Here is a 19,934-nt window from a genome sequence, read left to right as displayed (position 1 = left end):
TTTTAATTATTTTTTTGTTTTTGTTAAGATATGTTAAAATATCGCCTGCAAATGTAAATATTTATTTTATTCCGATTCTTATTTCCAATGTTAAATAATTATTAATTATCGCAAAACTTATCAACACTTAACATAAAGGTTAAAAGCCCTAACTAGCACTTTATCAATCGCTTGCTATTTATGTGTTTTAACTTATAGATACGGATAACAATGATTAGAAAACTTAGAATTGTCAAATTGTAGTGTGTAGCATCTTTAAAGTAATTTTAATCAACATTTTTTTTAATTTTGACGCATTGTTTAAGTTAATTTTCCTTTAAAAAGATATGAACTACGATTTAATTGTTATAGGCAGCGGTCCTGGTGGATATGTTACTGCAATAAGGGCTTCTCAATTGGGTTTAAAAACTGCAATTGTAGAAAGAGAATCTTTAGGTGGCATATGCCTCAACTGGGGATGTATACCAACCAAAGCTTTATTAAAAAGTGCACAAGTATTCGAATATATTAATCATGCTGCTGATTATGGAATTAATGCTCCAGAAGCAACCGCTGATTTCGCTGCTGTGATTAAACGTAGTCGTGGTGTTGCTGATGGCATGAGTAAAGGCGTTCAATTTTTAATGAAAAAAAATAAAATTGACGTGATTATGGGTACTGCTAAAGTTAAGCCAGGCAATAAAGTTGATATTAAAGCTGCTGATGGAACTCAACAGGAATTAACAGCTAAAAATATTGTAATTGCCACAGGTGCACGTTCAAGAGAATTACCAAACTTGAAACAAGACGGTAAAAAAATAATCGGCTATCGCCAAGCAATGGTTTTACCTGAGCAACCAAAATCTATGGTAGTTGTAGGTTCAGGTGCTATTGGGGTAGAATTTGCCTATTTCTATGCAACAATGGGTACAAAAGTTACCATTGTTGAATTTATGGAAAACGTTGTTCCTGTAGAAGATGAAGATGTTTCTAAACAATTGTTACGTAGTTTGAAAAAAACAGGAATTGAAATCATGACTTCTTCAAGTGTTGAATCTGTTGATACAAGTGGAAGCGGTTGTAAAGTTCAAGTTAAAACAGCTGCAGGAATGCAAACCATTGAATGTGATATTGTTCTTTCTGCCGCAGGCGTTGTAGCAAATATTGAGAACATTGGCTTAGAAGAAACTGGAATTAAAACTGAAAAAGGCAAAATCGTTACAGATGAATTCTATAATACTTCTGTAAAAGGATATTATGCTATCGGAGATGTAGTTGGCGGTCAATCTTTAGCTCACGTAGCATCTGCTGAAGGTATTATTTGTGTAGAGAAAATTGCAGGCCAACACGTTGAGCCTTTAGATTATAACAACATTCCAGGATGTACGTATTGTACTCCAGAAATTGCATCTGTTGGATATACCGAAAAAGCAGCTAAAGCGGCTGGTTACGAATTGAAAATTGGAAAATTCCCTTTCTCAGCTTCGGGTAAGGCAAGTGCTGCTGGTGCAAAAGATGGTTTTGTGAAATTAATTTTCGATGCAAAATACGGTGAATTATTAGGTGCACACATGATTGGGGCTAATGTTACTGAAATGATTGCAGAAATTGTTGTAGCTCGCAAATTAGAAACGACTGGTCATGAAATGATTAAAGCTGTACATCCTCACCCTACCATGAGTGAAGCAATTATGGAAGCTGCAGCTGATGCTTATGGTGAAGTAATTCATTTATAAGGTTTAATAGATTATAAACTGTTTAAATTGGTTAATTGTTAAATACAATTAACCAATTTTCATTTACAGCCTATTATATTTAATCGTAATTTGTAACCCGATAACTAACGGATCTAAAATCGAAAATCAATATGAAACTCTACACTATAAACACAGGCTTTTTTAAATTAGACGGTGGTGCAATGTTTGGCGTTGTACCAAAATCTATCTGGCAAAAAAGTAATCCTGCAGATGCAAACAATTTATGTAGCTGGGCAATGCGCTGTTTATTGATTGAAGATGGAAGTAGGCTAATTTTGGTTGATAATGGTATTGGAAACAAGCAAGATGAAAAGTTTTTAAGTCATTACTTTTTGCATGGTGATGATGCGTTAGACAAATCTTTAGCAGCTCATGGCTTTAATAGAGACGATATTACTGATGTATTTTTAACGCATCTTCATTTTGATCATTGTGGTGGCTCAATTGAAAAAGTTGGCGATAAGCTTCGTCCTGCATTTAAAAATGCAATTTATTGGACAAACCAACAACATTGGGATTGGGCTATACATCCAAATGCAAGAGAAAAAGCATCCTTTTTAAAAGAAAATATTCTTCCCATTCAAGAAAGTGGGCAATTAAGATTTATTCCTTCACAGAATGGTGTGGTTTTTCATGAAGGTATTAAAATCCGCTTTGCGTATGGGCATACTGATGCAATGATGTTGCCTCAGTTAAATTACAAAGATAAAACCATCGTTTATATGGCAGATTTATTACCGTCAATTGGTCATATTCCGCTTCCTTACGTTATGGCATATGATATGTTTCCATTGCAAACTTTAAAAGAGAAAAAAGAATTTTTGGATGAAGCAGCAGCTAATGAATACATTCTTTTCTTGGAGCACGATCCCATACATGAATGTTGTACCGTACAACAAACAGAAAAAGGTGTTAGACTAAAAGATACACTGAAACTTACAGATATTTAGGCATTATTTGCGAACATTCTAGGCAAATAATTGTTTAGTTCTCATGAGAAAATCCCCTCCCTACTTCATTTTCTTTATTTTTGTTATTTTTTCATTAGGTTGTAATTCCGATGAGTACAGTCCAAATCAAGTATTTAATAAAAACACTGCAACTGAAGTTAATACTAAGCAAATTGCTTTACTTACTCAAAAAACTGTAGGCACACCTATAAAAATTATCGTCTCTGGAGATACACAAAGAAGCTATGAGGAAACTAAAATTTTTGTAGATCAGATTAACCAACGTAATGATATCGACTTTGTTATTTTAAATGGAGATATTTCTGATTTTGGCCTATTATTAGAATTTGATGGCATTTACAAACTATACAGCAAGCTCCGCATACCATTTATTAGTGTTATTGGCAACCATGATCTGGTAGCTAACGGAAGAGCAGTTTACGAAAGGATGTTTGGCCCGCTAAATTTCACTTTCAACTACGCTGGAATTAAATTCGTTTGTCATGACACAAATGGCAGAGAATATGACTTTAATGGATCTACCCCGAATTTAACATGGTTAAAAAACAATTTAAAATTAGATGCAGGAATTACTAATCTTATTGCCATATCTCACGTCCCTCCTATAGATGCTGATTTTGATCCGAAATTAGTGGTGCCGTATGAAAATTTGCTTAATCAAACCCCTGGCTTAATTGCTTCTATTCACTCTCACCGACATAGCAAATTGGAGTTTTATTACAAAAATGGAACTGGCATACCGTTCATTATTACCAATGCAATTGTAAACAGAGCCTATACATTAGTAGAAATTAAAAATGAACAAATTACTGCACAAGAAATTAACTTTTAGAATTGCAATCGCTTTATTACTGTGTTTTTGTCAGCAATCATTTGCTCAAAAAACATTTTTACAACGATTGGAGCCAAACCAAATTAATTTACAATATGCTGGAAGTATTGGCTTTTTGAGTGTTGGTGTTGGTTATAATTTCTTTAAAGAAAAGACCAATTTAAGCTTTCATTTTGGCTATGTTCCTGAAGATTTAGGTGGTGAATTAACCATTATTGGGATAAAATATGATTACAAACCGTTTTCAATCAATATTAAAAACAAATTAATTATTCACCCCATAAACCCAGTTATTTTTACATCTTATACCTTAGGGAAAAACTTCGATTTCAAATTTGAAAAACCACAATATAGGAAGGACTATTATTTTTGGTCATCAGCGTTTAGATTACATATGGGAGCTGGCTCTGAAGTAAAGATTTTGACAACTAAAGAATCCAAAATTAAATCAATAAGCTTGTATACAGAAGCAAATACAAATGACTTATATGCTATTAGTTGGTTTAAAAATAGAAAGAGTACACCATTTTATGAAATATTTAAATTAGGCTATGGAGTGAAAGCCAATTTTTAGACTAATTAATCAGATTTATTTATAATATGATGCTTAATATTAATTATAAACAGAAAATATCAATTCAATTCAATACTTATTTACACTAAACTCGATCAATTCACAAACACTGCCAAATATAATTTGGAATGATTTTTGTAGTTAAGTATTTGTTAAAAATTGTGACGTAAAGCGTAACATTTTCAGCAATTTACCCTTTCATTCTGTACAAAAATTCATACTTTTGCAGAATCGAATTATAAAGAGGACTAAAACACATAGATGAGACAACTCAAGATTACCCAATCCATCACCAACCGCGAAAGTCAATCGTTAGACAAATACTTGCACGAGATTGGAAAAGTAGATTTAATTACAGCAGAAGAAGAAGTAATACTAGCCCGAAAAATACGTGAAGGTGACCAAGCAGCTTTAGAACGCTTAACAAAAACCAACTTACGTTTCGTTGTATCGGTAGCTAAACAATACCAAAATCAAGGTTTAACATTAGGCGATTTAATTAATGAAGGAAACTTAGGTTTAATTAAAGCGGCTAAACGTTTTGATGAAACTAAAGGTTTTAAATTCATTTCATATGCTGTTTGGTGGATTCGTCAATCAATTTTGCAAGCAATTGCAGAGCAAAGTCGTATTGTACGTTTACCACTTAATCAAGTTGGTTCTTTAAGTAAAATCAGTAAGGCTTTCTCTAAATTAGAGCAAGAATTTGAGCGTGAACCTTCTCCTGAAGAGCTGGCAGATATCTTAGAAACAACGGTTGATAAAATTTCTGATACGTTGAGTAATTCTGGTCGCCATGTTTCTATGGATGCGCCGTTTGTACAAGGTGAAGAAAATACATTATTAGATGTACTTGAAAATCATGAGCCAAACACAGATAGTAATTTAATTAACGAATCACTTTCTGAAGAGATTAAACGTTCTTTATCTACTTTAACCGAGCGTGAGCGTGAAATCATTGTTTTATTCTTTGGTTTAAGCACTAATCACCCACTTTCATTAGAGGAAATTGGAGAGAAATTTAATTTAACACGTGAACGTGTTCGTCAGATTAAAGACAAAGCTTTACAACGTTTACGTCATACTTCACGTAGTAAAATCTTAAAATCTTACCTAGGATAATCCTTTAAAAAATGACTACTTAGTGTGTTTCAAACACCTTATAACATAGATTTTTACAAGAAAATAAATAGAAAAAGATTGGGTACTCACCCGATCTTTTTTACTTTTGTGCCATTCTAATCAAATAAATTTTCTTGTATGTTAAATAAGTATCAATCAGAGTTTCAAAACTGGATTGAAAAAGAAAAAAAAGCGCTTGAATTAATCAGTGTTGTAGGGCAATTATGGTTTGATCGATCGATCGAACTTGTTCTTTTCCGTAAACCTTTATTCGATGTTGGCAGTAGCGAAATACTCGCTTATCACCAATACGCAAAAGAAGTAAGTGGCAAAGATATTTCTATTTACGAAACTCTTGAATTGGCTTCTACTATTGCAAAATGCAGTCTAGCCCCTTCTCGTGTTGATGTTGGTCGTTTAGCAGCAGAATGGCTAGATGAAAACAATAAGCACTCTACCATCCGTGATTTTGTGATTAGCAAACTCAGTAAACATATTGGCAAGGATAAGATTAGTTTAAAACCAAAAGATGTTGTTTTATATGGTTTTGGCAGAATTGGTAGAATTGCCGCCAGAGAATTAATTGTACAAGCTGGGAAAGGAGAGCAATTACGCTTAAGAGCCATTGTAACTCGTACATATAGTGATGAGGAACTGATAAAACGAGCAGAGTTATTACGTACAGATTCTATTCATGGCCCCTTCAACGGTACCATTATAGAAGATTTTGAAAATAAAGCACTAATTATAAATGGGCAAACCATTTATCTTATTGTGGCTAAAAATCCCGAAGATGCGGATTACACTGCCTACGGAATTGAAGATGCTTTGTTAATTGACAATACTGGTGTTTTCCGCGATCGCGAAGGGTTAGGGAGACATTTAAATGCAAAAGGAATTAGTAAAGTGTTATTAACTGCACCAGCCAAAGGAGATATTCCAAATATAGTTACCGGAATAAATGATGGCGATTTCGATTATCAAACTGAAACCATTTTCTCAAATGCATCGTGTACAACAAATGCAATTATTCCAGTGTTAAAAGTAATTGATACAGCTTTTGGTATTGATAAAGGTCACATTGAAACAGTGCATTCCTATACCAACGATCAAAATTTATTAGATAATTACCATAAAAAATATCGCAGAGGTCGTTCTGCAGCATTAAATTTAGTAATTACAGAAACTGGAGCAGATAAAGCAGTTGCAAAAGTAATTCCTCACTTAGCCGGAAAACTTACAGGAAATGCAGTTCGTGTACCAACCCCTAACGTTTCACTAGCTATTTTAAATTTATCGCTTGATAAAATTACATCGAAAGAAGAAGTTGAAACTGTATTAAAACAAGCTTCATTGTTTGGAGATCTATCAGAACAATTAGAATATTCTGTTTCTAACGAATTGGTAAGCAGTGATTTAATTGGCAACAGTCATGCATCTATTATTGATGGACCTGCAACTATTATTTCTCGCGATAATAAATCTATTGTTTTATATGCCTGGTATGATAACGAATATGGGTATACTCGTCAGGTTATTCGTTTAGCAAAAAGATTAGCTGGTGTAGTACGATTAACTTATTATTAAAACTAGTAAATTTGAATTATTTAAATTACATATGAAACTTCAAATCTATCAGGTTGATGCTTTTACAGATCAACTTTTTGGCGGAAATCCAGCAGCAATTGTTCCTTTAACAGAATGGCTATCTGCACCTTTAATGCAAAAGATTGCAGCAGAAAACAATTTAGCTGAAACTGCTTTTTTTGTTCCACAAGGTGAAAATTTTGAGTTACGTTGGTTTACACCAGAAGTAGAAATAGATCTATGTGGTCATGCTACTTTAGCTACGGCACATATTTTATTTACTGAGTTGGGCTACTCAAAAGACGTTATTCATTTCCACACCCTAAAAGCCGGTACATTATCGGTAAGTAAAACTGATGATCTCTATACATTAGATTTCCCATCACGACCGCTACAAATTTGCGAGGCACCAAACGGTTTATTAGAAGCTTTAGGAAATATCAACGCCGTTGAAGTTTTGAAACTACGAGATTATGTAGTTGTTTATCAAACTGAAGCTGAAATAACTAGTTTGAAGCCAGATTTTAATGCACTAAAAAACGTAGATGCATTTGCTATTACTGCAACCGCCAAAGGCGATAAAAGTGATTTCGTTTCTAGATTTTTTGCTCCTGCTGCTGGTATAAACGAAGATCCTGTAACGGGTTCTGCTCATTGCAATCTTATCCCCTATTGGGCAGAAAAATTAGGCAAAAATGAATTGCATGCTTACCAAGTATCAGAACGTAGAGGAGAACTATGGTGCACTTTAAAAGGTGATCGTGTGCTAATGTCAGGTAAAGCAGTGACCTATCTAAAAGGAGAAATCTATATTTAATACATACTTCTCATTCTGAGCTTACGAAGAATCTCATTACTAAATTGTAAAGAGATTCCTCGTAAGCTCGGAAAATCATTTAAAATGGTGACAATTCTGGTTTTGTTCCCATAATTTTATCAATACCAGCCATTACTTTATCAGTTAATAATTGCACTACTTCTAAGACAGTCAAATTTTCTTTCAGTTGTGCAGCTTTAGATGCGCCTAATATCATTGTACTTACATTCGGATTTTTAAGACACCAAGCCAGTGATAATTTAGCTAATGGTAAATTCATTTTATCAGCTAATTTTTGAAGTTCAACAACTCTTCTGCCATTACCCTATCTTTTAGCCAATCCATTCCTTTTAAATCCAATCGGGTATTTTTAGTATCACCTGTGGTGTATTTTCCAGATAATAATCCCGAGGCCAAAGGCGACCAAATAGTGGTACCTAAACCATGTTCTTTAAATAGATGCAAGTATTCATTTTCTAATTTGTTGCGTTCTATTAAATTGTATTGAGGTTGTTCCATTGTTGGTCCAATCAAATTATATTGTTTAGCCACAACAATTGCTTCCATAATTTCTGCAGCGCTCCATTCTGACGTACCCCAATATAAGATTTTACCTTGTTGCAAAAGCGTATTCATTGCCCAAACCGTTTCTTCAATTGGGGTTTGTTTATCTGGTCTGTGGCAAAAATAAAGATCTAAATAATCAACTTGTAAACGTTTTAAAGCTCCATTACAAGCTTCAATTACATGTTTACGCGATAAACCTACTCTATTTGGTCCTTTATTTTCTGTTCCGAAAAACACTTTACTAGATACTATAAAAGATTCTCTTTCCCATTTCTGTGATTTCAAAATCTTTCCCATTACTTCTTCAGATTTCCCTTCTGCGTATCCTTCAGCATTGTCGAAAAAATTTACACCTGCATCATAGGCAATTCCCATTAATTCGTCTGCAACTTTGTCACTAATTTGATTTCCAAAAGTTAACCAACTGCCTAAAGAAAGTGCGCTTACTTGTAAACCTGATTTTCCTAAACGTCTATATTCCATTTTCGTCTATATTATTTTAAAATTATATCCCAAATTAAGGTTTAAAAATACAACATTTTATGAGCGCACTAAGTTTTTACAAAACTTACACGCTTCTTTTATCAGACAATATCTTTACCTTTATTTTAGAAACAAATACAAAATCGAATGAAAAAATTACTTTTAATTTCACTAGCGTTTTTACTAAGCTGTAGTACAGTTAAAAACAATCAGGATAATTCTAAAACCGGAGAACAATTACTTAAAGACGTGCAAACACTTTCTTTAGACAGTTATGAAGGTCGCAAAACCGGAACTAAAGGAGCAGAAATGGCTAGAACTTATTTAATTGGCCGATTAAAAGAAATAGGATTGAAACCATATCCAGGCCAAAGTAGTTATGAGCAAAGTTTTGAAATTAAAGGTCGTAATGGAGCTGCTTCCATTCAAGGTAAAAATCTAATCTCGTATATTCCAGGTAAGAGCGATAATATAATTGTGATTTCTGCACATTATGATCACATAGGAGTTATTAAGAATGAAGTTTATAATGGCGCTGATGATAATGCATCTGGCACCGCTGGTTTATTACAATTTGCCAAATATTTCTCTAAAAACAAACCAAATAATACCTTAATCTTTGCCTTATTTGATGGAGAAGAAATGGGTTTACAAGGCGCAAAAGCATTTGTTGCAAATCCTCCAGTTGCACTAGATAAAATTAAATTGAATATTAATATGGATATGATTAGTCATAACGATAAACAAGAATTGTATGTGGCTGGAACTTTTAAATATCCAGAATTGAAATCATATCTAGTTACAACTAATCCGAATTTAAAGTTATTAATGGGTCATGATGATCCTAAACTTGGTCATGATGATTGGACAAATCAAAGTGATCAGGGTGCTTTTAACGCTAAAAACATTCCTTTTCTCTATTTTGGAGTAGAAGATCATAAAGATTATCATAAAGCAACAGATGAATACCAAAATATTAACAAAACTTTCTTTATAGATGCAGCAAATGCTATTCAAGAAGTTATTGTAAATATTGATAAACAACGTGATATACAAGCAATTTTTAGAGAGCGATTGCAAATGAAAAAACAGTAAATTAATTACATTGAAATAAAAAAGGTCGCTATATGCGACCTTTTTAGTTTATAGCTTACAAAGGAATAATTAATTTTTCCTTCTAGTTCTATTTTCAATCATTCCTTTAAACTCATTATTATTAAGATCAGAATTAATCACTTCAGATGATTGTACAGCTAAGCTTCTTTCTCTAGCGGCAGACAATGTTTTAGCCTGACCAGTAACAGGAACGCCCAGATTTAAAGAATTAAGTGCTAGTTTTAAATAGTTATCATTCACATTACCAAAATCATACATTACTGTATTTGCTGGCACTTCTGATGCTGAAACATCGGGAACAATTCCAGTATAATAACCGCCTTGGCCTAAAGAGTTTTTTGTTTCAAACAATGAAAAGTATACATCATATTTATTCTCGATTGTAACTGGGAAAAACCCAACAGGTTTGCCATATGTAGTAAGACCAACCAGTTTCACAGTAACATGAGGTTTTAAGCTATTAATAACCAATTCACTTGCTGAAGCCGTACTTCCCGAAACAATAAAAACAACATTTGCCACGCTATTTAAAGGGCCCTTTTTAGCAAATTTTGAGGTGTTATTTGCTACAGAATATGGGTTAGTCATGTAATCGTACAGATTTACAATTTTCCCGTTGGAATATTGAACTTTATTATTTCTATCCAATAACGGTTGGTTTTTTAGAATTGTGGCTTGATTATTCTGCATAGTCGTATTATAATGCTCCGTAAACATAACTGAGCCACTTAAACTTGAAGGGGCTATTAAATTAATTAGATACTCCGCTGTTTCAATGTATCCTCCGCCATTATATCTTAAATCAACAATTAAATCTGTAACTCCAGCAGTAGCAAAGTCTGCAAATGCAGCATCAAACTCTGGTTGAGAATTAGTTAGCGTAGAAAATCTAGCATAAGCTAAATAACCTATTTTTCTAGTGCCTGCTGTTAATATTTTTTTTTTATAAATTGGGCTGCTTTTAAATACTGCTTTAGTTAAGGTTATATTAAAATTATTACCTGCACTATTAATTCCTTCTAGCTTAATTGTAGTTCCATTTAATGCGGTTTCTATTGCAGAAATTTGAGATGGAAAATTCGTCCCATACTCAGCACCATTTATTTTTGTTATCTTATCCCCACGTAAAAATCCTGCCGTTGCTGCTGGAGAACCTTGATAAATGGCCGTTGCATAAATAGTATAACTTGCATTTGAACCATAAAAGCCTAATCTTATACCAAAATCATTTCCATTTCCTTCCAAATCCACTGAGCTTTTTTTGTCAGCAACAAATGCAGATGGGTTTTTAGTAGTGATATCTTGTATATATGAATATTTTGTGTCGGTAGGGTCTGAAGCATAATATTCATAAGAAAGACCAGTGCTAGGATTAATTTTATATCGAGTAATCGCAAATAATTCATTGTTATAGTTACCCAAATCTGTACTTGCATTGGTATAACTTCGTGGATTAAAAGCCTGATAAGTTGGTAATGCGTCGTTCCAATAATATATTTCTTTAGCATACAAAAAGATAGAATCTTTTGATAGTTCTGCTCTTGTAGCTACAACTGGGACTATAGGTGGATCTGGCGTTGGGGCTGGTGTTACCTTCGTTTTTTTACAACCAGTTATAGTTATAATAGAAATTGCGAGTATGGCAACAAGTAGTTTTATTTTCATATTTTATAAATTATAGTACTAATTAACGTAAAAAAAATTACAATAGTTTTGCTATAATTAAATAATCTACACCAAAATTGAGTGCGAATTCTTTATCTTCTAATGTATTTCCAATCATTAAAATGTCTGCTTTTTTTAAATGATGCTCAGTCAATATAAATTCAATGCTATTTGCTGAAGGTTTTGGCTCAAATTCTTGAGAAAAATAAACTTTAAGATATTTTTCCAAACCATGCCATTCTACTTGCTTAATTTTGTTTACTTGTTGTAAGGGTGCTCCATCAACTAGTAAAAATATCTCTTTTCTCTCCATCACAACTTCTTGTAAAAAGGAAAGTACTTGCTCATAGAGTAATAATTTTAAGGGTAAACGAGCATTTTCATGCAATAGCTCAAAGTTGGCCTGATATTTTTCTGGGATATTGAAATTAGTTGCCGTTTTTTCAAATATATTTTCAGCATTATGAGCTACAAATTCTGATTTCATAAATGCAATAATTTCTGTTGCGTTTATTTGTTCGGTATATTCTATAAACTCTGCAAAGAGATAATATACTTGTAATAAATAATCTTTTTCTGGGTATAAAACGTTATCTAAACCTAAAATAAAAGCCTTTTTATCTTTAATGTATTCTTCAAAAGCCATCGAGATGAGTGATTAGATTGTGATCAAATTCAATTTAAATGTTGTATCATCTTTTGTAAGATAAAATGCACCATTTAAGTTTTTTTCTTCGGTATTGGCGGTAATTGCTTCTTGGTTAGATGCAAAAATGACTTTTCCAGATTTAAAAATAACCCAATTGTCTGCTTTAGTTAAACTAATACCATCAAAATGTTGGTCCAATTCTTCTACATTTGGTAATAATATGTGAATGTTAAATTCATTAAATAAAGTTTTTGCTTTAGCTACAGCTTCTATTTCAAAATGATGGATCGGTAAAAGTAGATCTATTCCTTCATCCAAACATTTATTTAAAAGAGTATGTGCTAATGTATCTTCATTCTTTTCACCTAAACTAATTAACGTATATGCCGTTGATGTAAAAGATGGCACTTCGCCATAATCAGCTAGCAATACTTGATATCCATTAAATGCTTTTACCAATTTAAGTGCCGTAGCAGATTTTCCTCCAGTAATTAATATCTTCAAAATACAATCTAAATTATAAAACCATCTTTCATTGTCACTACCCTATCGCTAATTTTAGCAAGATCTTCGTTGTGTGTTACAATTACAAAAGTCTGTTCAAAATTATCACGTAAGTTAATAAACAACTGATGCAAGGCATTGGCATTGGCCGAATCTAGGTTTCCAGAAGGTTCGTCCGCTAAAATAATTGCAGGATTATTAACAAGTGCTCTAGCAACCGCTATACGTTGTTGTTCACCACCAGATAATTGGTTAGGTTTATGATTTGCTCGTTCACTTAAGCCTAAAAGTGCTAATAATTCATATGCTTTTTTTTCTGCTTCTCTTTTACTTTTTTTTGCGATAAAAGCAGGAATACAAATATTTTCTAAAGCAGTAAACTCTGGTAAAAGATGATGAAATTGAAAAATAAAGCCAATATTTTGATTTCGAAAAACACTAAGTAATTCGCCTGATAACTTACTTATTTTTGTGCCCTTTAATTCTACTGTACCCTCATCTGGTTTGTCCAAGCTACCTAAAATGTGTAATAAAGTGCTTTTCCCAGCACCAGAAGCGCCAATAATACTTACAATTTCTCCTTTGGCAACTTCAAAATCTACGCCTTTTAAAATAGGTAAATTTCCATACGCTTTTTTTATTCCTGTGGCCTTTAGCATGGTACAAACTTAAATAAAAATCGGCTAATAGTCCATTAACCATAGACTTTGAACAATTTCTTTTGAAAATAGTTGGAATATTAAATTTCTTAATTAACTTTGAAAAACAAAGCACTTTTAATATGAGTAATCAGGAAGAACAATTGAATGCCTTGAGCGACATTAGAAAAATAATGGATCGCTCATCTAGATTTATCTCTTTAAGCGGTTTATCTGGTGTATTTGCAGGACTAACGGGTTTAGTTGGTGCTTATTTAGCGCATTTGGAGCTGAAAAAATATTATAATGGAAGCTATGGTTATGGCATTGACGCCGATTCTGACATTGAAGCCAACTTAATTAAAATAGGTTTTAGTGTATTAGTTGTTGCAATTGCTGGCGGATTTTTATTCACATTACGCCAAAGCAAAAAGAAAAAACTTCCTTTTTGGGATAAAACAATCAAAACATTATTAATCAATTTGGCAATTCCATTAGTTGCTGGTGGCTTTTTTATTATTGCACTGTTATTTAATGGTAATACCACTGGATTTATTGCGCCAGCTTGCTTAATATTTTATGGTTTAGCATTAATAAATGCGAGTAAATATACCTATACTGATATTCGTTTTTTAGGCATTTGCGAAATAGTGCTTGGTATTATTGCTATGTTTAATATTGGATATGGTTTATATTTCTGGGCATTTGGTTTTGGCGTACTTCACATCTTTTATGGCTTATTGATGTACTTTAAATATGAAAGGACAAAATAATGGTAAATCCAATTGAAGCCCTTAACAAGATATTCGATAGTCGAATAAGGCTTGGTGTAATGTCTATACTCATTGTAAACGATTCGGTAAGTTTTAACGAATTGAAACAAATGCTAGAATTAACCGATGGAAATTTGGCCTCTCACCTAAACACATTAGAACAGGCCGATTATTTAAAAGTTCAAAAAGCATTTATTGGCAAAAAAACAAACACTACTTATTTTATTACAGACTTAGGAAAACACGCGTTTAAAGCACATTTGGATGCTTTAGAAAAAATGATAAAAGGAGTTTAATTTTTTTTACACATTCACTTTGAAATTCAAAGCACTTTTAAAATATACAAACATGCTAAAATCATTAAAATTCAACTAATTATGCATAATTCATTGTACTGGATAAATTATTTTACCCAAAATCTTAAAAACAAAAGAATAGACTGGAGCATTAAGCCTGTTTTAAGCCAAACAGAAAGAGAGAATATTTTAAAATCTCTGCAAGCATGGCAATTAGGTGAAACCTCTGAAGGCACTAATTTAGTAAATGCAGCAACCAAACATGCCAAACAACTTAACGATCGTCATTATACACCTGCTATTAAGTTATTTATTCTTGAAGAACAAAAACATGGAAATAACCTAGGCAAATACTTAGATCTTATTGGCGAAGATCGAATTAAAAAAGATTGGGGCGATAGTTTATTTAGAAAAATAAGAGGTCTAAACACACACATGGAGTTTTGGACCATTGCTGTAATTACAGTTGAAAGTACAGCCCAAATATTTTATCAGTGTTTAAAAGATGCCACAAAATGCAATTTACTAAAACAAATATGTACGGATATTTTAATTGATGAGGCTGCACACATTACTTTCCAAACTGAAAGATTAAGCTTACTTTATAATGATAAAAATGCAGCGATGAGGTTTTTTACCTATTATTTTTATACTTGCTTCTATTTCTCCACCCTTATCGTGGTTTGGTTTGCGCACCGTAAATTGTTTAAAGCTGGGCATGTAAATTTCACTAAATACTGGATGAAAATGACACTAAAATTCAAAAAGACTATTAAAAAATTAAAGCCAGAAAAGGAAGTAGCATTTAAAATTCGAAATGGTGAGGAAGTTTTAGGTTTATGATTTAGAAAAGAGCCACGCAATCTCTCCTATTTGCACAAAAGTGTCTTATCTAAACCCGATTGTAGCGAACACGACCTGAGGTACGAAGTGAGTAAAGCGTAAAGCGGGATAGACTTTAAAATAGCTTTTGTCTTTGCTTTTCTAGAAGAAAATCTGCGGTTTTGAGTAGTAATTTTATATGTTTTCATTTTACGCCAAATACTTTACGCTTAAATGCATTTCGGCTTTGTAAAAAGCTTTTAGATTTGTAGATTTGAGCAAATTTTTGAGCAAATGAACCCGTTGAGATTGAAATAATTTTTTTAATCACTTAGGCTCCATCTGACAGATAAAAACAAAATTACAAACAGATGAATATCCACGAATATCAAGGTAAACAAATTTTAAAGAGTTTTGGCGTTGCTGTACAAGAAGGCATTGTTGCTGAAACTGTTGATCAGGCTGTAGAAGCGGCTAAGAAAATGAAAACTGACTATAACTCTGATTGGGTTGTGATTAAAGCACAAATTCATGCGGGTGGTAGAGGAAAAGGCGGAGGCGTTAAGCTGGCTAAAAACTTAGACGAAGTGAAACAACGCGCTACTGATATTTTGGGTATGCAATTGGTTACTCCTCAAACTGGTCCTGAAGGTAAAAAAGTAAATAAAATTTTAGTTGCTCAGGATGTATATTATCCAGGTGCTTCTGAAACTAAAGAATTTTACGTTTCTGTTTTGTTAAACCGTGCCAACGGAACTAACATTATTATGTACAGTACTGAAGGTGGTATGGATATCGAGGAAGTTGCAGAACACACTCCTCACTTAATTTTTAAAGAAGAAATTGATCCTAAAGTTGGCTTACAAGGTTTCCAAGCTCGTAAAATTGCTTTTAACTTGGGGTTATCAGGCGCAGCTCATAAAGAAATGGTAAAATTTATTACTGCTCTTTATAAAGCTTACGATCAGACAGATTCTGCAATGTTTGAGATCAATCCAGTTTTAAAAACTAGCGATGATAAAATTATTGCAGTTGATGCTAAGGTTGATTTAGATGAAAACGCGTTGTTCCGTCACCCTGATTATGCAGCAATGCGTGATAAATTAGAGGAAGATCCAACAGATGTTGAAGCTAGTGAAAGCAACTTGAACTATGTTAAATTAGATGGAAACGTTGGCTGTATGGTTAATGGCGCTGGTTTAGCAATGGCTACTATGGATATTATCAAAATTGCTGGTGGTGAGCCGGCTAACTTTTTAGATGTTGGTGGAACTGCAAATGCAACTACGGTTAAAGCTGGTTTTAATATAATTTTAAAAGACCCAAATGTAAAAGCAATCTTCATTAATATTTTTGGTGGTATTGTTCGTTGCGATAGAGTTGCACAAGGTGTAATTGATGCATACAACGAAATTGGTGACGTCCCAGTTCCAATTATTTGTCGTTTACAAGGAACTAATGCTGTAGAAGCTAAAAAATTAATCGACGATTCGGGTTTAAAAGTTTATTCGGCGATTGCATTAAAAGAAGCAGCTGATTTAGTAACTAAAGTATTAGCAAACTAGTCAGAAAAACATATTTAATTAGAAACCAGTTGAGTAATCGGCTGGTTTTTTTATTGAGTCAACGTTAAAGAAGTTGGGAGAAAGCTAATATTAATATTTCAGAATCATTTTTAATTTAAAAGGCCAGTCGAAAATCGAGCTGGCCTTTTTGTTTATAGTTTTAAGTTAGTTGTTAGTTCTATTTATAAATTTTTGAATTCACTCCTATTTGAAGAGTTTTTGTTACTGTTTTGAGTTAATGAAAAAGCTCTGGCCATCCAACCAGAGCTTTAATCAAACCAAATATAAATGTACTTTTTTGTATGAACAGGACAAATATAAATAATTTTTGATATAAAATTCAAATTTTAGATAAAATATTTTAATTTATATACCAATAATTAAAAATTAATTCATAAAAAACATTGAAAATCATTTTTTATATAAAAATTAGGTGTTTTAATTTTATTAAAATCACTAAAAAACGAATTATTTTAAAATATTAAAGTAATTTTTAAGGTTTTAACATTAAAAAACTAAAATTCAGTACATAATATCTTGTAAAAATTAAAAAACACCCATAATTTTATCGATTATTAAAAAAATAATAGAATTTTAGATAAAAAAATATTACATCTTATTAAGTTATATTTGTTAATTACAAAATGGCAAATATTAAGAATGAACGATTTTCAAATACCATTAACTTTAATTCCTGCAAACGATAATGAGCGTATCCAGAAACTTCATACTTACGATATTTTAGATACACCTGAAGAAGATTCTTTTGACAAAATAGCTATACTGGCAGCGCAGATTTTCAATACACCAATTGCACAAGTTACTTTTGTAGACAGAGAACGAGTTTTTTTCAAAACAAATATTAGTCCGCTCGAGGCAACAGAAATTGATAGAAAAGATAGCTTTTGTTCGATTGCTATTTTAAATGAGGAGGTTACATTATTTGAAAACGTTCTTGCAGTTCCAGAGTTAGCAAATAATCCGTTTGTTATGATGGAAAATGGGATTAGATTTTACGCAGGCGCACCACTTAAAACTACTGAGGGATTGCAATTAGGGACAGTTTGCGTATTAGACACCGAACCTAAGCAAGTAACACAGCAGCAATTAAAAATGCTGGAAACATTATCTTCTATTGTAATGGATGAGCTGGAGTTGCGGTTAGCTACTCGAAAAGCAATGCGCACTCAGACGGATATGATGAACAGAATTGTTCATGACCTTAAAAACCCTAATACAACTATTTCTCTTTCTGCAGAACTGATTAAAAAGAAAGCTGATGATCCGAAAATTGTTGCAGACTTTGCAGACCGCATAAAAAATGCTGCAAATGGAATATTATCAAGCCTTAATAATCTACTGGATCTGTCACAAGTAGAAAATGGAGGATTTAGATTAAATCTTCAGGAAGTTGATGTTTTTCAGTTATTAAGTGTAGTAAAAAAGAATTTCGAGCTTTTAGCCAAGCAAAAAAAGCAAAACATTAAAATTTCATGCGATTGTCCTTCCACTATCCTAGCAGATTCGGTAAGGCTACAGGATGCTTTTGAGAATTTATTGAGCAACGCTTTAAAATACGCACAACCCGGTACCGAAATTACAATTAAAGTAAGCACAGCTAATGACCAATTAATTATTGAATTTAAAGATCAAGGTCAGGGATTGTCAGAAGAAGATATGGGTAAATTATTTATGAAATTTGCTAAGCTAAGTGCCGTTCCAACTGGCAGAGAACATTCCAATGGCTTAGGTTTATCAATAGTTAAAATGTTAATTGAACTACATCAAGGAAAGGTTTGGGCAGAAAGCGAAGGCAAGAACAAAGGCGCATCATTTTATATTTCTTTGCCAATTAATTAGCCAATTTGAATGAAAGGAAAAAGTTAGAACCTTTATCTGTGTTGCGTTCAAACCATATTTTTCCGCCTTGCAAATCAGTAAATTCTTTACATAACAATAAACCTAATCCTATTCCTCTTTCGTTATTGGTGCCATAAGTTGATATTGCTTTTAGTTTAAACAAATTTTCTTGTTGCTCTGGATGAATACCTAATCCATTGTCCTTAATAGAAATACAACAATCTTCTCCTTTTTTTTGTGTGGTTAGCGTAATTAAGCCTCCATTTTGAGTGAATTTAATTGCATTATTCACCAAATTACGCACGACTAATTGAAACATATTCTTATCGGCTAGAATATTTAGGTTATTATCTGTTTCTATAACTAACTCTACGCCTTTCCTTTTAGCAGCATTTTTTTCAATATTAAGCCCTTCTTTTAATGCTTCACTAACGTTTAATTCTGCCAATTCTACATATGAACCTTCCATCTGGGTTTTAGACCAAGATAAAATATTAAATACCATATCAGAAGTATCACGAGTTAATTGCAATAATTGTTGCTTCAGGTACTCCTTCTCTTCTTCATCAAGGTCATGTTCTGATAACATTTCTAAATAACCTTGTATAGAATTTAAAGGCATTCTTATGTCATGAGAAACGATAGAAAAAAGTTTATCCTTCTCAGAGTTTAAGCGTTCCAGTTCCTTTTTCTGAAGTAGAATTTCTGCATTTTGTTCTTCTATGGCAATATTCTTTTCTAATGCAGAAGCACGTTCATAATCGTAGTTTTTACGGATATAACTAACTATCAAATAAATTAAACCACCAACTATTATATAGGTAAAACTATAATCAATTGTCTTACTCAATTCATCAACATAAACATTTAAAATTAGTTCTGGATAGAAATATTCAACAACAATAATGGATAAAACCAATAGAGCATTAAATGGCAACCATATTTTGAAATTTTTCCTTGGAATGATAGATACAGTCAAGAAAAAGACCAATAAAAACATTAATAAGTTTGGGCCGTTGATACCAGAATTATAAAAATAACTGCCTGTTATAGCCGCGTTACATAACAAACAAAAAAGGTTGATTCCTAATTTTGATTTTCTTTTAAAACGTGATAAATAGTAGAGTACCGCACAAAAAAACAATCCAAATATTGATAGGAAAGCCGACACCATTAAACCCATATAAAGGTTAAACGGAATTTCAAAGCACATTGAAATAAAGACGAAAAGGCAAACTGTATTAAATATTCTCTCTTCTAAAGAAAATAAGTTGGGATTGCCGATAAATCTTCTACTAGTTAGCTGTTTTCCAAGATATAACACAAATAGAAATAGGTAGTTTATATAACAAACATA

At 32.5% G+C, this 19,934-nt stretch carries 20 protein-coding genes; 13 read left to right on the top strand and 7 right to left on the bottom strand.

From position 1 onward, the window contains the following. The first annotated feature begins 326 nt into the window (after window positions 1-326). The 7 genes from lpdA to WC622_RS01405 all read left to right on the top strand — a co-directional run bounded on the left by lpdA (window position 327) and on the right by WC622_RS01405 (window position 7,639). Window positions 327-1,715 carry a dihydrolipoyl dehydrogenase gene (gene lpdA / locus WC622_RS01435; RefSeq protein ID WP_372816567.1) on the top strand — a complete coding sequence of 463 codons (1,389 nt, stop codon included), beginning with the start codon at window positions 327-329 and terminating at the stop codon, window positions 1,713-1,715. 131 nt (window positions 1,716-1,846) lie between these two features. Further along, entirely contained in the window at window positions 1,847-2,686 is an 840-nt protein-coding gene (locus tag WC622_RS01430) for an MBL fold metallo-hydrolase (protein ID WP_372816565.1), read from the top strand. A gap of 43 nt (window positions 2,687-2,729) precedes the next feature. Continuing rightward, a complete protein-coding gene (locus WC622_RS01425; RefSeq protein ID WP_372816563.1) occupies window positions 2,730-3,539 on the top strand; it encodes a metallophosphoesterase in 810 nt (269 codons plus the stop codon). Next, entirely contained in the window at window positions 3,505-4,113 is a 609-nt protein-coding gene (locus WC622_RS01420) for a hypothetical protein (protein WP_372816561.1), read from the top strand. The genes WC622_RS01425 and WC622_RS01420 overlap by 35 nt, the downstream gene beginning before the upstream one ends. A 261-nt stretch (window positions 4,114-4,374) precedes the next feature. After that, on the top strand, window positions 4,375-5,235 hold the full coding sequence (locus tag WC622_RS01415; protein ID WP_090992569.1) for an RNA polymerase sigma factor RpoD/SigA: 861 nt from the start codon (window positions 4,375-4,377) through the stop codon (window positions 5,233-5,235). A gap of 138 nt (window positions 5,236-5,373) precedes the next feature. Next, on the top strand, window positions 5,374-6,822 hold the full coding sequence (locus WC622_RS01410; protein ID WP_372816559.1) for a glyceraldehyde-3-phosphate dehydrogenase: 1,449 nt from the start codon (window positions 5,374-5,376) through the stop codon (window positions 6,820-6,822). A 31-nt stretch (window positions 6,823-6,853) separates the two neighbouring features. After that, window positions 6,854-7,639: a PhzF family phenazine biosynthesis protein gene (locus WC622_RS01405; protein ID WP_372816557.1), complete on the top strand. Its 786-nt coding sequence runs from the start codon at window positions 6,854-6,856 to the stop codon at window positions 7,637-7,639. Between the two features lie 79 nt (window positions 7,640-7,718). On the opposite strand, the gene WC622_RS01400 is transcribed toward WC622_RS01405, so the two are convergent. Together WC622_RS01400 and WC622_RS01395 are read right to left on the bottom strand one after the other, a co-directional pair. After that, the gene (locus WC622_RS01400; protein ID WP_372816555.1) at window positions 7,719-7,919 is read right to left on the bottom strand and encodes an aldo/keto reductase; all 201 of its coding nucleotides are present in this window, start codon (window positions 7,917-7,919) and stop codon (window positions 7,719-7,721) included. 8 nt (window positions 7,920-7,927) lie between these two features. After that, complete coding sequence (locus WC622_RS01395) at window positions 7,928-8,689, bottom strand: aldo/keto reductase (RefSeq protein ID WP_372816553.1); 762 nt, start codon at window positions 8,687-8,689, stop codon at window positions 7,928-7,930. A 147-nt stretch (window positions 8,690-8,836) separates the two neighbouring features. Between WC622_RS01395 and WC622_RS01390 the strand changes: the two genes are divergently transcribed. Further along, the gene (locus WC622_RS01390; RefSeq protein WP_372816551.1) at window positions 8,837-9,784 is read left to right on the top strand and encodes a M28 family peptidase; all 948 of its coding nucleotides are present in this window, start codon (window positions 8,837-8,839) and stop codon (window positions 9,782-9,784) included. Window positions 9,785-9,853: 69 nt separating this feature from the next. Here WC622_RS01390 and WC622_RS01385 read toward each other — a convergent pair whose 3' ends face one another. From WC622_RS01385 to WC622_RS01370, 4 genes are read right to left on the bottom strand one after another with little or no spacing between them, the layout of a single operon-like run. Beyond that, window positions 9,854-11,470: a S41 family peptidase gene (locus WC622_RS01385; RefSeq protein ID WP_372816549.1), complete on the bottom strand. Its 1,617-nt coding sequence runs from the start codon at window positions 11,468-11,470 to the stop codon at window positions 9,854-9,856. Window positions 11,471-11,507: 37 nt separating this feature from the next. After that, a complete protein-coding gene (locus WC622_RS01380) occupies window positions 11,508-12,116 on the bottom strand; it encodes an HAD hydrolase-like protein (RefSeq protein ID WP_372816547.1) in 609 nt (202 codons plus the stop codon). Window positions 12,117-12,128: 12 nt separating this feature from the next. Next, window positions 12,129-12,623, bottom strand: coding sequence for a hypothetical protein (locus WC622_RS01375; RefSeq protein WP_372816546.1), 495 nt, complete (start codon window positions 12,621-12,623; stop codon window positions 12,129-12,131). Window positions 12,624-12,631: 8 nt separating this feature from the next. Then, window positions 12,632-13,282: an ABC transporter ATP-binding protein gene (locus tag WC622_RS01370; RefSeq protein ID WP_372816545.1), complete on the bottom strand. Its 651-nt coding sequence runs from the start codon at window positions 13,280-13,282 to the stop codon at window positions 12,632-12,634. Window positions 13,283-13,404: 122 nt separating this feature from the next. Between WC622_RS01370 and WC622_RS01365 the strand changes: the two genes are divergently transcribed. The 5 genes from WC622_RS01365 to WC622_RS01345 all read left to right on the top strand — a co-directional run bounded on the left by WC622_RS01365 (window position 13,405) and on the right by WC622_RS01345 (window position 18,577). Continuing rightward, window positions 13,405-14,034 carry a hypothetical protein gene (locus WC622_RS01365; protein WP_372816543.1) on the top strand — a complete coding sequence of 210 codons (630 nt, stop codon included), beginning with the start codon at window positions 13,405-13,407 and terminating at the stop codon, window positions 14,032-14,034. Then, window positions 14,034-14,330 carry a winged helix-turn-helix domain-containing protein gene (locus WC622_RS01360; RefSeq protein ID WP_372816541.1) on the top strand — a complete coding sequence of 99 codons (297 nt, stop codon included), beginning with the start codon at window positions 14,034-14,036 and terminating at the stop codon, window positions 14,328-14,330. The genes WC622_RS01365 and WC622_RS01360 overlap by 1 nt, the downstream gene beginning before the upstream one ends. An 81-nt stretch (window positions 14,331-14,411) precedes the next feature. Next, on the top strand, window positions 14,412-15,173 hold the full coding sequence (locus tag WC622_RS01355) for a ferritin-like domain-containing protein (protein ID WP_372816539.1): 762 nt from the start codon (window positions 14,412-14,414) through the stop codon (window positions 15,171-15,173). A gap of 350 nt (window positions 15,174-15,523) precedes the next feature. Continuing rightward, window positions 15,524-16,717: an ADP-forming succinate--CoA ligase subunit beta gene (gene sucC / locus WC622_RS01350; protein ID WP_372816538.1), complete on the top strand. Its 1,194-nt coding sequence runs from the start codon at window positions 15,524-15,526 to the stop codon at window positions 16,715-16,717. 660 nt (window positions 16,718-17,377) lie between these two features. Continuing rightward, window positions 17,378-18,577, top strand: a complete 1,200-nt coding sequence (locus WC622_RS01345; protein WP_372816536.1) for an ATP-binding protein — start codon at window positions 17,378-17,380, stop codon at window positions 18,575-18,577. Here the strand turns inward: WC622_RS01345 and WC622_RS01340 are convergent. Further along, complete coding sequence (locus tag WC622_RS01340) at window positions 18,570-19,577, bottom strand: sensor histidine kinase (protein WP_372816534.1); 1,008 nt, start codon at window positions 19,575-19,577, stop codon at window positions 18,570-18,572. The two genes, WC622_RS01345 and WC622_RS01340, sit on opposite strands and share 8 nt — an antisense overlap. Window positions 19,578-19,934: the final 357 nt, after the last annotated feature.

Origin of the sequence: Pedobacter sp., assembly GCF_041662865.1 — a bacterium.
Lineage (GTDB): Bacteria > Bacteroidota > Bacteroidia > Sphingobacteriales > Sphingobacteriaceae > Pedobacter.
This window is presented reverse-complemented; position numbering and strand designations above follow the sequence as displayed.